The sequence below is a fragment of the Streptomyces sp. NPDC056486 genome, assembly GCF_042795295.1.
Classification (GTDB): domain Bacteria; phylum Actinomycetota; class Actinomycetes; order Streptomycetales; family Streptomycetaceae; genus Streptomyces.
Map to the genome: position 1 here is coordinate 1 of NZ_JBHTSF010000049.1, position 11825 is coordinate 11825.

13 protein-coding genes are annotated in these 11825 nt (G+C 67.4%); 8 read left to right on the forward strand and 5 right to left on the reverse strand.

Features of this window, described 5'->3' with window-relative positions:
- From rnpA to ACFQ7F_RS20755, 8 genes are all read left to right on the forward strand, one after another.
- On the forward strand, positions 1 to 246 hold a 246-nt coding region (gene rnpA / locus ACFQ7F_RS20720; protein WP_383272408.1), incomplete at its 5' end, for a ribonuclease P protein component.
- Positions 243 to 602 (forward strand): membrane protein insertion efficiency factor YidD, encoded by a 360-nt coding sequence (gene yidD / locus ACFQ7F_RS20725; RefSeq protein ID WP_383272410.1) that lies wholly within the window; start codon positions 243 to 245, stop codon positions 600 to 602. The genes rnpA and yidD, both read left to right, overlap by 4 nt.
- 3 nt (positions 603 to 605) lie before the next feature.
- Complete coding sequence (gene yidC, locus ACFQ7F_RS20730) at positions 606 to 1901, forward strand: membrane protein insertase YidC (RefSeq protein ID WP_383272412.1); 1296 nt, start codon at positions 606 to 608, stop codon at positions 1899 to 1901.
- Positions 1902 to 1915: 14 nt separating this feature from the next.
- Positions 1916 to 2437, forward strand: a complete 522-nt coding sequence (locus tag ACFQ7F_RS20735; protein ID WP_383272414.1) for a protein jag — start codon at positions 1916 to 1918, stop codon at positions 2435 to 2437.
- A gap of 99 nt (positions 2438 to 2536) precedes the next feature.
- Positions 2537 to 3253: a 16S rRNA (guanine(527)-N(7))-methyltransferase RsmG gene (gene rsmG / locus ACFQ7F_RS20740; protein ID WP_361472723.1), complete on the forward strand. Its 717-nt coding sequence runs from the start codon at positions 2537 to 2539 to the stop codon at positions 3251 to 3253.
- 306 nt (positions 3254 to 3559) lie between these two features.
- Positions 3560 to 4633, forward strand: coding sequence for a ParA family protein (locus ACFQ7F_RS20745; RefSeq protein ID WP_383272417.1), 1074 nt, complete (start codon positions 3560 to 3562; stop codon positions 4631 to 4633).
- Entirely contained in the window at positions 4633 to 5757 is a 1125-nt protein-coding gene (locus ACFQ7F_RS20750; RefSeq protein WP_383272418.1) for a ParB/RepB/Spo0J family partition protein, read from the forward strand. Before ACFQ7F_RS20745 ends, ACFQ7F_RS20750 begins: the two co-directional genes overlap by 1 nt.
- Before the next feature lie 307 nt (positions 5758 to 6064).
- On the forward strand, positions 6065 to 6682 hold the full coding sequence (locus ACFQ7F_RS20755; RefSeq protein WP_383272419.1) for a GNAT family N-acetyltransferase: 618 nt from the start codon (positions 6065 to 6067) through the stop codon (positions 6680 to 6682).
- Positions 6683 to 6775: 93 nt separating this feature from the next.
- Here ACFQ7F_RS20755 and trxA read toward each other — a convergent pair whose 3' ends face one another.
- The 5 genes from trxA to ACFQ7F_RS20780 all read right to left on the reverse strand — a co-directional run bounded on the left by trxA (position 6776) and on the right by ACFQ7F_RS20780 (position 11775).
- Entirely contained in the window at positions 6776 to 7108 is a 333-nt protein-coding gene (gene trxA, locus ACFQ7F_RS20760) for a thioredoxin (RefSeq protein ID WP_383272421.1), read from the reverse strand.
- Between the two features lie 43 nt (positions 7109 to 7151).
- Positions 7152 to 8111 (reverse strand): thioredoxin-disulfide reductase, encoded by a 960-nt coding sequence (gene trxB / locus ACFQ7F_RS20765; RefSeq protein WP_383272423.1) that lies wholly within the window; start codon positions 8109 to 8111, stop codon positions 7152 to 7154.
- A 183-nt stretch (positions 8112 to 8294) separates the two neighbouring features.
- The gene (locus tag ACFQ7F_RS20770; RefSeq protein WP_383272425.1) at positions 8295 to 9302 is read right to left on the reverse strand and encodes a hypothetical protein; all 1008 of its coding nucleotides are present in this window, start codon (positions 9300 to 9302) and stop codon (positions 8295 to 8297) included.
- A complete protein-coding gene (sigM, locus tag ACFQ7F_RS20775) occupies positions 9299 to 10033 on the reverse strand; it encodes an RNA polymerase sigma factor SigM (protein WP_383272427.1) in 735 nt (244 codons plus the stop codon). Before sigM ends, ACFQ7F_RS20770 begins: the two co-directional genes overlap by 4 nt.
- A gap of 32 nt (positions 10034 to 10065) precedes the next feature.
- Positions 10066 to 11775 carry a protein kinase family protein gene (locus ACFQ7F_RS20780; RefSeq protein ID WP_383272429.1) on the reverse strand — a complete coding sequence of 570 codons (1710 nt, stop codon included), beginning with the start codon at positions 11773 to 11775 and terminating at the stop codon, positions 10066 to 10068.
- Positions 11776 to 11825: the final 50 nt, after the last annotated feature.

Sequence of the window (11825 nt, forward strand, 5' to 3'; positions counted from 1 at the left end):
TCGGGGGAGAGCTCTCCCCCGACGCGTGCGGGTTTCGTCGTGAGCAAGGCCGTTGGCGGAGCAGTCGTACGCAACACGGTGAAGCGCAGGCTTCGCCACCTGATGCGTGACCGGGTGGCCCTGCTGCCCCCCGGTAGCCTGGTAGTCGTACGAGCGTTGCCCGGTGCGGGCGACGCCTCCCATGCACAGCTGGCCCAAGACCTGGATGCCGCTCTACAGCGGCTGCTGGGAGGGGGCGCTCGATGAAGTACCCACTGCTGGCTCTGATCAAGCTGTATCAGTGGACGATCAGTCCGTTGCTTGGTCCGGTGTGCAAGTACTACCCGTCATGCTCCCGCTACGGCTACCTGGCCATTGACCGGCACGGTGCGATCAAGGGAACGGCGCTGACGGCCTGGCGCATCCTGCGGTGCAATCCGTGGTCGCTCGGTGGTGTCGACCATGTGCCACCGCGCAAGCGCCCGCGGTGGCACGAGATGCTGCGCGCCATGTGGCGCGAACGCAAGGGCGGGCCCTCCGCCGCTGGCGTGCCGTCCGGGGAGATCTCCCCGGATACCCCTGGCCCGGCCGCCGAGACCCCGTCCCATGCTCAAGGAGCCTGATTAGTGGACACGATTGCCAGTCTGTTCAGCTTCATCACGACACCCGTTTCCTGGGTCATCGTCCAGTTCCACTCGCTGTACGGGGCCATTTTCGGTCCTGACACGGGCTGGGCCTGGGGCTTGTCCATCGTGTCCCTGGTGATCCTGATCCGTATCTGCCTGATCCCGCTCTTCGTGAAGCAGATCAAGGCGACCAGGGCGATGCAGACGCTGCAGCCCGAGATGAAGAAGATCCAGGAACGCTACAAGAGCGACAAGCAGCGTCAGTCCGAAGAGATGATGAAGCTGTACAAGGAGTCGGGTACCAACCCGCTCTCCTCGTGCCTTCCCATCCTGGCGCAGTCGCCGTTCTTCTTCGCCCTGTACCACGTGCTCTCCGGCATCGCGTCGAACGACACCATCGGCGTCATCGACAAGCCGCTGCTCGAGAGTGCGCAGAAGGCGCACATCTTCGGCGCCCCGCTGGCCGCGAAGTTCATGGACAGCGAGGAAAAGGTCCAGGCGCTCCACGCCTCGCTGACCGACGTCCGCGTCGTGACCGCGATCATGATCGTCCTGATGTCGTTCTCGCAGTTCTACACGCAGCGCCAGCTGATGACGAAGAACGTGGACACGACGGTCAAGACGCCGTTCATGCAGCAGCAGAAGATGCTGATGTACGTCTTCCCGATCATGTTCGCCGTGTTCGGCATCAACTTCCCCGTCGGTGTCCTCGTCTACTGGCTGACCACCAACCTGTGGACCATGTGCCAGCAGATGTTCGTGATCCGCCGGAACCCGACTCCGGGGTCCAAGGCCCAGGCCGCGTTCCTGGAGCGCCTGCAGAAGCAGCTCTCGCACACCAAGAAGGTGCGGGGCCGTGGCAACGCGAACGTCATCAAGGCGATCGTCGCCAAGGGCAGGGACCGCAACGAGTTCGAGCGCAAGTTCATCAACGGTCTGAGCAAGGAAGGTCTGGTCGCCCAGGCCGACGGCTCCGTCGCACCGAGCGAGTCGGCTGTCGCCACGGAGACCGAGGACGGCACTCCGGCCGCCGGTGGCGGTGCCCCGAAGCGACAGCAGCCCAAGCGCCAGAGCAAGTCGCAGCGCCAGTCCGCCGCCGCACAGGGCAAGGCGGAGAGTGACACGGAGACGGCTTCGGATGCGAAGACGTCACTGGAGAAGACTCAGGACGAGCCTGAGGACGCCGCTCCCCAGGGCAAGCCCGCGGGTGGCAAGTCCGGGTCAGGTAACGCACGCCAAGCCAAGTCGGGGCAGCGCAAGGGCCAGCAGCGGCCCAAGCACCCGTCCAAGAAGTAGAAGGAGTCCATCCCGTGACGGAAGGCACCACCGCCCCCGCCGAGGCCGAGGTCGAGGCCGGCGACACTCTCACCCGTCTTGAGCAGGAGGGTGAGATCGCGGCGGACTACCTCGAGGGTCTGCTGGACATTGCCGACCTCGATGGCGACATCGACATGGACGTCGAGGCCGACCGCGCCGCTGTCTCGATCATCAGCGACTCGAACGGCCGGGATCTGCAGAAGCTCGTCGGCCGCGACGGTGAGGTCCTGGAGGCGCTTCAGGAGCTGACGCGTCTCGCGGTGCACCGTGAGACCGGTGACCGCAGCCGCCTGATGCTGGACATCGCGGGTTACCGCGCCAAGAAGCGCGAGGAGCTCTCCGAGCTGGGCGCCAAGGCCGCGGCCGAGGTCAAGAGCTCCGGCGAGCCGGTCAACCTCAAGCCGATGACGCCCTTCGAGCGCAAGGTCGTGCATGATGCGGTCAAGGCCGCCGGTCTGCGCAGCGAGTCCGAGGGCGAGGAGCCGCAGCGCTTCGTCGTCGTGCTTCCCGCCTGATCGAACGACGTTTACCCGGCCCCGTCTGTTCGCAGGCGGGGCCGGTCTTTGTCAGCCTGATAGTCAGCCACACCAGTGCGGTACGGAAGGACGGTCCCCGTGACGGAGGCAGCGGAGCTCCCCTCGGCGCCGGAGCAGGCCCGGGCGGTATTCGGTGAGCGCTTCTCGGACGCGGTCCGGTACGCGGAGTTGCTGGCCGATGCGGGAGTGCAGCGCGGACTGATCGGCCCCCGCGAAGTGCCTCGGCTGTGGGAGCGGCATCTGCTGAACTGCGCGGTCCTCTCCGAGGTCGTGCCCGAGAACGTGATGGTGTGCGATGTCGGCTCGGGAGCGGGTCTGCCCGGCATTCCGCTGGCCCTCGTCCGGCCGGATCTGAAGATCACGCTGCTTGAACCACTGCTGCGGCGGACGAATTTCCTCACCGAAGTGGTCGAGCTCCTCGGACTCGACCACGTGACCGTCGTGCGTGGCCGCGCCGAGGAGGTCCTTGGGAAGCTGCCTCCCGTCCACGTGGTGACCGCGCGGGCTGTTGCGCCGCTGGACCGTCTCGCGGCCTGGGGTGTGCCGCTCCTGCGTCCGTACGGGGAGATGCTGTTGCTCAAGGGCGACACGGCCGAGGAAGAGGTCAAGGCTGCGGGGGCCGCTCTGGGCAAGCTCGGTGCGGTGAACACCTCGGTGCTGCATGTCGGTGAGGGCGTGGTGGACCCACTGTCCACGGTCGTGCGGGTGGAGGTCGGAGAGAGTCCCGGCGGTGTGCGCTTCGCGGCCAAGCGGGCGAAGGCTGCCCGTACGGGACGGACTCGGCGTCGCCGCTGAGCGGTCTCGTCCTCGCCGCCGAGCATTCTTATCCCCGTCGTTGATCCGTCCTGACGACGAGCTTTACTCCACAAAAGCTGCCAAACGTACGCATACCGGGGTGTCGCGCAAGCGGCACCCCGGCTGCCGTGCATCGTGTTTCACGTGAAACGTCGCTCACTGCTGCATGGCATCATCAGTCGCGGCCGCGCTGCGGAACCTCGCGACCGCCGCCCACTCGGTTCCCTCGATAAGGGGACGGAGTTGTCCACAGAGGTGGATTCGTCCACACAAGACCGGGCCTCGCTGGTTCATGAACCTCAAAGCATGGGAGGCTCTGTTCATTGCGAGCCTGAAGTCGAGGAGAGTGAATCCTTGCGGTCCGACGCCAACATCGCGGGACCGATGACCGATCCGGTCCCCGGTCCCCGTACCGAGTCGGCGGGGGAGGATGTTTCACGTGAAACACCGCCCCCGATGGACGACACCCCTATCGGTCGTGCTGCCCAACTGGCGGTGGAAGCCCTTGGCCGTGCAGGCGAGGGCCTGCCACGACCCGAGCAGACCCGAATCATGGTGGTTGCCAATCAGAAGGGTGGAGTGGGCAAGACGACGACAACCGTCAACCTCGCCGCTTCGCTCGCTCTGCACGGCGCGCGCGTCCTGGTCGTCGACCTCGACCCGCAGGGCAACGCCTCCACGGCTCTGGGGATCGACCACCACGCCGAAGTGCCTTCCATCTACGACGTGTTGGTCGAGAGCAAGCCGCTCTCCGAAGTCGTGCAGCCGGTAGCTGACGTCGAGGGACTTTTCTGTGCCCCGGCCACCATCGATCTCGCCGGTGCGGAGATCGAGCTGGTGTCGCTGGTGGCGCGAGAGAGCCGCCTGCAGCGGGCGATTCAGGCGTACGAGCAGCCGTTGGACTACATCCTCATCGACTGCCCGCCGTCGCTCGGCCTGCTGACGGTCAACGCTCTGGTCGCCGGTGCGGAGGTGTTGATCCCCATTCAGTGCGAGTACTACGCACTGGAGGGCCTGGGCCAGCTCCTGCGCAACGTCGACCTGGTTCGGGGGCACCTCAACCCCCACCTGCACGTCTCGACGATCCTGCTCACCATGTACGACGGCCGGACCCGGCTCGCCTCACAGGTGGCGGACGAGGTGCGCACCCACTTCGGCGAAGAGGTCCTGCGGACGAGCATTCCCCGCTCGGTCCGTATCTCCGAAGCGCCGAGCTACGGGCAGACGGTGCTCACCTACGATCCGGGATCGAGCGGTGCCCTCTCGTACTTCGAGGCGGCACGGGAGATCGCGCTACGCGGCGTCGGCGTTCGCTACGACGTACAGCACGCCCACATGGGCGCCCAGAATGATCAGCACAGTACGACGGAGGGGATGTAGTGAGCGAGCGACGGAGAGGGCTGGGTCGTGGCCTCGGCGCCCTGATCCCTGCGGCCCCGACGGAGAAGTCGACCGCCCAGGCCATGAGCGGAGCTTCGGCCTCGCCCGGTGCTGTACCGGTACTCACCGCCGAGCGGGGTGTGGCGGCCGCGAAGGTAGCGGCTCTCCCGCAGAGCTCCGTTTCACATGAAACGGAGCAGCCGCTGAACGGAGCGGCGGAGGCCGAGGAGAGTCCGGTCGGTGCGCACTTCGCCGAGCTGCCTCTCGACTTCATCACGCCCAACCCGAGGCAGCCCCGTGAGGTCTTCGACGAGGACGCCCTTTCCGAGCTGGTGACCTCCATCAAGGAGGTCGGGCTTCTCCAGCCTGTTGTCGTACGACAGGTGGGGGCCTCGCGCTACGAGCTCATCATGGGCGAGCGACGCTGGCGGGCTTGCCGTGAGGCCGGGCTCGAGCGCATCCCCTCGATCGTCCGCGCGACGGACGACGAGAAGCTCCTCCTGGACGCACTCCTTGAGAACCTGCACCGCGCGCAGCTGAACCCGCTGGAAGAGGCTGCCGCGTACGACCAGCTGCTCAAGGACTTCCACTGCACGCACGACCAGCTGGCGGACCGGATCGGCCGTTCCCGTCCGCAGGTCTCGAATACGCTGCGGCTCCTGAAGCTGTCGCCGGCGGTTCAGCGCAGGGTCGCTGCCGGAGTGCTCTCCGCGGGCCACGCTCGTGCTCTGCTGTCCGTCGAGGACACGGAGGAGCAGGACCGCCTGGCGCACCGGATCGTGGCCGAGGGGCTTTCGGTGCGGGCCGTCGAGGAGATCGTGACCCTCATGGGTTCGCGACCGCAGAGTGCTCCGCGGGCCAAGGGGCCGCGTGCGGGCGGTCGGGTGTCGCCGTCGTTCACCAACCTTGCCAATCGTCTCTCCGACCGGTTCGAGACCCGTGTGAGGGTGGACCTGGGGCAGAAGAAGGGCAAGATCGTCGTCGACTTCGCCTCCCTGGAGGACCTGGAGCGCATTCTCACGACACTCGCTCCGGGCGAGGGGCCGGTCCTGATGAATGGAGTCGTCGAAGGCTCTGCCGAGGACCCCACTGAGGACGACACGTCCGAGGGCGAAAAGGCCTGAGCCTCATCAGGTAGTCCGCTGAGAGCGGGCCGTGTCCGGTGTGTACCGGAACACGGCCCGCTCTTTGCTTTCTTACGGTATCGGTGCAATCGCATCGTGGATACGATGCGATTGGGTATGGCGCATCCAGCTGGCGGCACCTCATTGGGGAGGGGAGGGCCATGCGATCGGTGAGCCGCACCGGATTGATGACTGCGGGCCTTGGGCTGGGAGCGGTCGGCGGATTCGTCGGCAGCCTGCTGAAGGAACGGAGCGCTCTGACTGCCGCCCGCGATGCGGCAGGCGAAGGAAGTGAGGAACAGCCTTCATGGGGCGTCGGCTCGTACCGCTCACGCTGGACAACCTTCCGGACCTTCCCCAGCGTTGCCGGACGTGTGTCTTCTGGGAGCTGGACCCGGTCAGCGGCCAAGCCGCGGTAAAAGCCGGTACGCCGGAGCTCGAGAAGGAGGCGTGGATCTCCGCCGTCCTGCTGGAGTGGGGATCCTGCGGCCGAGTCGTCTACGTCGATGATGTTCCGGTCGGCTTCGTGCTGTACGCCCCGCCGGCGTACGTGCCTCGCGCCACCGCCTTTCCGACGAGCCCCGTATCCCCCGATGCCGTTCAGCTGATGACCGCCTGGATCATGCCGGGCTATCAGGGTCAGGGAATCGGCCGTGTCATCGTCCAGACGGTCGCGAAGGATCTGCTGCGGCGCGGGTTCAAGGCGATCGAGGCCTTCGGCGACGCCCGATGGGAGAAGCCCGCCTGCGTGCTGCCCGCCGATCATCTACTGGCGGTGGGCTTCAAGACAGTCCGTCCGCACCCCTCATATCCGCGGCTGAGGCTTGAGCTGCGGACGACGCTCTCCTGGAAGGAGGACGTCGAGATGGCGCTCGACCGGCTACTCGGGGCGGTGCAGAAGGAGCCTGTGCTCCGGCCGCTCTGACTCACCCCTTTCATGCAGATGGGCCAACCCCGGAGGGTTGGCCCATCTGTGTTTCACGTGAAACAACGCGTCGCCTTGTCGCGGCGCCGCTCGTTACTCGGCGATGAAGTCCGCGAGGTCGCGCTCCAGAGCCGCCTTCGGCTTGGCGCCGACGATCGTCTTGGCCACCTCGCCACCCTGGTACACGTTCAGGGTCGGGATGGACATGACGCCGTACCTGGCCGCGATGCCCGGGTTCTCGTCGATGTTGAGCTTGACGATCTCGATCTTGTCGCCGTGCTCGGCCGCGATCGCCTCGAGAGACGGCGCGATCTGGCGGCACGGCCCGCACCAGGCGGCCCAGAAGTCCACCAGGACGGGCTTGTCGTTCTTCAGGACGTCTTCCTCGAAGGAGGCATCAGTCACGCTCTTCAGGGTGCCGGCCACGGCGGGCTCCTTAACTCGATGTTGCGGTGGGGAGGATGGGATGTCAGACGGCGGCGGCGGCCGTCTCGCTGTCCACGAGGGCAGCGAGGAACCGCTCGGCGTCGAGGGCGGCGGAGCAGCCGGTGCCGGCCGCCGTGATCGCCTGGCGGTATGTGTGGTCGACGACGTCACCGGCGGCGAAGACGCCGGGCACGTTCGTCCGGGTCGAAGGCGCGTCGACGTTCAGGTAGCCCTCGTCGTCCAACGTGAGCTGGCCCTTGAAGAGCTCCGTGCGCGGGTCGTGGCCGATCGCGATGAACAGACCGGTCACGGGAAGCTCGGCGGTCTCGCCCGTCTTCAGGTTGCGCAGCGTCAGGCCGGAGAGCTTCTGGTCACCCTTGATCTCGGCGACCTCGCTGTCCCAGACAAACTTGATCTTCGGGTCGGCGATGGCGCGCTCCTGCATGGCCTTCGAGGCGCGCAGGCTGTCGCGGCGGTGCACGATCGTCACGGACTTGGCGAAGCGGGAGAGGAAGGTGGCCTCCTCCATCGCGGTGTCGCCACCGCCGATCACGGCGATGTCCTGGTCCTTGAAGAAGAAGCCGTCACAGGTCGCACACCAGGAGACTCCGCGGCCGGAGAGTGCGTCCTCGTTCGGCAGGCCGAGCTTGCGGTGCTGGGAACCCGTCGTCACGATCACGGACTTCGCGCGGTGCACGGTGCCCGCCGTGTCCGTCACGGTCTTGATCTCGCCACTGAGGTCGACGGAGATCACATCGTCCGGAACCAGCTCGGCGCCGAAGCGCTCGGCCTGGGCGCGCATGTTGTCCATGAGGTCGGGGCCCATGACGCCGTCCTGGAAGCCCGGGAAGTTCTCCACCTCAGTGGTGTTCATCAGCGCACCACCTGCGGTGACGGCGCCCTCGAACACCAGGGGCTTCAGCGACGCTCGCGCGGTGTAGAGCGCCGCCGTATAGCCGGCGGGGCCGGAGCCGATGATGATCACGTTACGGACGTCGGTCACGGCTTGATTCCTCGTCTCTGGAGACTGCTGCGTACTGCTGGGGGATGCCTGTCTCAGGTCTCTCACCCCACCCAACGGATCCTACGGGGCATGCATTCCCGACGTGTCCGAGCGCACGGAAGCATGTCAGGGACGTCAGGATGCCACGCTGGGCCGAGTCCTCCCGCCACGGCGGTGGGAGGGTCAGTGCCGCGCGTAGGAGTTGGTCAGCAGTACCTTGCCCGCAGCGGTGGCCGACGACGACTTGTCCACGCACGTCGCGTCGATGACAAAGGCGGAGACCTTCATGCTGTCGGAGTCGTGGGACGCCACGACGAGGTAGGCGTCCTTCCCCTTGTAGGTGCCCTCTTCGGCGGCGATCGGTGTCCTGTCGCCGATGCCGAGCTGAATGCACTGCGGGACGGTGACTGTGGACTCACGCTTCGGCAAGGTCTTGTCTTTCGGGGACTCCGGGCTGGACCGCACGTCGAAGGACGGTTTGCTGCTTTCGGGCTCCGTGGTGGGCGCCTTGGCGAGCAGGTCGTTCACCTGGCCCTTGAGCTTGCCCTCGGAGAAGGCGTGCGCCGAGTCGGCGTGGCCTGATGCCGTGTCGCTCGTACCGCCTGAGTCGCCGCCCACGTTCTGTATCAACAAGGAGCCGAGGCCGATGGCGGCCGCCGTGAAGACGGCACCGAGTACTACGTTGCGCCGACGGCCGCCCCGGAATCGGCTTCCGCGTCCGGGCCCCGTGGCGGCGCGGGAGTGTCCCGCGGGCCGGTCTGCGGGTGGGCTGGAGGCGGGGGTGCGAGAAGGTTCGGACGGCTCGAAGGGGTCAGCGGGCTCGAAGGGTTCGGAGCGTTCACCGGAGCCGGGCGATGTTTCACGTGAAACACGCACGGCGACCGCGGGCCTGAGCATCGGATCCGGGTCGATCGAGTCGACGGAACCAGGGGCGATGGAGTCCAGCAGCGCTTCGGCTGCCAGCGCCGCGTCGATACGTCCGGCGACGTCGACCGGCATCCGTGGTGGTCCCGGCAGCGTGCCGAGCATGTCCCGGATCTCTTCAAGGGAGTCGTAGACATCGGCACAGAGCGTGCAGTCGTCCAGGTGCCGTCGCACATCGACGGTTCGGGACAGGGGGAGCAGTCCCTCTGCGAGGTCGGAGAGCTCAGCGACTTCTGGGTGCCCGGCCGAGTCGGTCGTGGTTGTCACGCTCGCCCACCTCCGCCCTTCACAGCAGCTGAATCGCTTGGTCCCGCATCCCGTGGCCCCGCTGCAGGTGGGACGGATGTCCCCTGCGTCCGGTTCCTTCCCGGGCCCGACTTCTTGCCGTCTTTGTCGTCGCCGCTCTCTGCGTCCTGCGTACGCGTCTCTGTACGCAGGTGAGCGAGCAGCGGCAGCAGTCTGGCTCTGCCGCGTGCGCAGCGGCTCTTCACGGTGCCGGTGGGTACCTCGAGCACCTGGGCCGCCTCGGCCACCGGGTAGCCCTGCATGTCCACCAGGACGAGGGCGGCGCGCTGGTCGTGCGGCAGGGTGCCCAGCGCCTCGAAGAGCTCGCGGTGCAGATCGCCTCGCTCGACGGGGGCCGCCGCGGACTCGTGCGGTTCGAGGAGTTGCTCGAGCCGTTCGGTGTCGTCGATGGGAGACGTCTTCCGGGATGCCGTCTTGCGTGCCCGGTCGAGGCAGGCGTTCACGGTGATCCGGTGCAGCCACGTCGTGACGGCCGACTGCCCGCGGAAGGTGTGCGCGGCACGGTAGGCGGAGACGAGAGCATCCTGGACCGCGTCAGCGGCCTCCTCGCGGTCGCCCAGCGTGCGCAGGGCGACGGCCCACAGGCGATCGCGATGGCGCCGTACGAGCTCGCCGAAGGCGTCCTTGTCCCCTGCCACGTGATGAGCCAGGAGGTCCTGGTCGCTCATCTCGCCGTGCGTGGTGCCGTCCACCGTCGAACCCCCTCCCCGGTGAGCCTCGGCCCTCAGCCTGTGAACTTCACGTCCGTGATGGCCTGCTTGTACCCAGCGCTGCTGTACTCATCACGGGGTGAGCTCGGTACATCGGTGAGCCAGACGAGCACGTACTGCGTCGCGACGGGCTTCTTCGCCTTGATCTTCGCACTCTTGCCCGTGGTCGTGACGGTCCCGATCTTCTTCATCGAGCTCGGGGGCGTCGACGAGGACATCGAGTCCGCGGCGTACAGCTCGATCGTCGTGTGGTCGCCGGGATAGCGGAGCCCGATCGACGCGGTCGACACGTCCTGCTCCTTGCCGAGGTCGTAGACGATGCCGACGCCAGGCTTGTAGGGGGCCAGCTTGGGACCCCCTATGAAGCTGTTGGTCCGCCAGTACGTCGAGTCGTCGCCGTCGTACGTGTTGGGGACACCTTGGAGATCCTGTGCGTCGCCCTTGAGGACGTACTCCTCGCCTCTCGCGATCTTGATCGCCTGTGTGGGCTTCGGGTCGTTCTTGTCGCCGCCGTCGGACGTTTCCGAGTTACCGGGGTCATCGGAATTGCCCCGGTCCATCAGCGCGTCCGCCAGCTGCCAGCTGCCGAGGCCCAGGGCCGCGATCAGGAGAGCGGACACGGTCCACTTGAGGGCCTTGCCGGTACGGCTCTGCAGCGGGGGCGGCGGAGCCGGAAGCGGCTGGGTGGCACCCGGACGGGGTGCGGTGCGGCCGTAGGTGCCCTGCTGATAAGTCGTGCGCTGGTACTCGGGCGGCGCGGTGAACACGGGCTCCGGCGGGCGGATGCGCGGCATCTCGCCGATCGCCTTCACCAGCTCCTCCGGCGTCGTGCACGGCGGATCCTGGCGGGAGGCGGTCGCCCCCTCGTTCACGAGCGCGCGCATGGCGAGCTCGGAGAGGCCCCTGTGTACGCCTGCGCGCACCTGGTCGGGGGCGATGAGGCCGATGCCCTTGGGCAGCCCGGAGAGGCCGTACGCGTCGTCCTCGTACGGCCAGCGCTGGGTCAGTGAGGCGTACAGCAGTGCGCCGACCGCTTCGGTGTCCGTGCGCTGCGGGGTGTCGGAGCTGATGCCGCGGAGCGCCGCGTTCACGGCGAGGCCGCGGATGCGGTACTGACCGGAGGACGTCCGCAGCACCGCGCTCGGGGTCAGCCGCAGGTGGGCGAGGCCCTCACGGTGGGCGGCCGCCATGGCCTGGGCGACCTGACTGACCAGCTGGTACGCGTCGTGCGCCTCGAGAGGGCCCGCAGCGAGCAGTGCGGTGAGTTCCGTGGCGTCGGGCAGCCACTCGTGCACCACGTAGACGAGGTCGTTCTCCTCGACCGCGTCCAGGACGTGCACGAAGCGGGGGTCGCCGAGCAGCGCCGATGAACGGGCCGCTGCGAGTACCGATCGTGCCCGCGGATGGTCGGCGGGCAGCAGATGTACGCCGACGGCCCGGCGGAGTTTCTCGTCCACCGCACGCCAGCTGCTGAAACCGTCCAGACGGGTGACGCATTCTTCGAGTCGGTAGCGTCTGGCGAGCTTGTGGCCGCTGTGCAGCTCGGGGGGTGATGCCGCCCCCGGGCCAGTGGGCTCACCGGTCTCCGCCGCGCCTTCTTCTGCCGTTTCCCGCTCCCGGGTCTGGGCCACCCCGTCGGCCGTGGCCTCGTCCGCCTTCGCGGTCAGCGGCTCATCGCCGCTGTTGTCTGCCACGTCGACGGCAGCCGTGCTCCGTTCCGCCACCGTCGTTCCTGCCTCCCCATCCGTTGCGCTTCGTCAGACGCCAAACCCAA

Coding starts and splice junctions, on each gene's coding strand:
- yidD (WP_383272410.1), top strand. CDS start 243: ATGAAGTACCCACTGCTGGCTCTGATCAAGCTGTATCAGTGGACGATC.
- ACFQ7F_RS20745 (WP_383272417.1), top strand. CDS start 3,560: ATGGGAGGCTCTGTTCATTGCGAGCCTGAAGTCGAGGAGAGTGAATCC.
- ACFQ7F_RS20755 (WP_383272419.1), top strand. CDS start 6,065: ATGGGGCGTCGGCTCGTACCGCTCACGCTGGACAACCTTCCGGACCTT.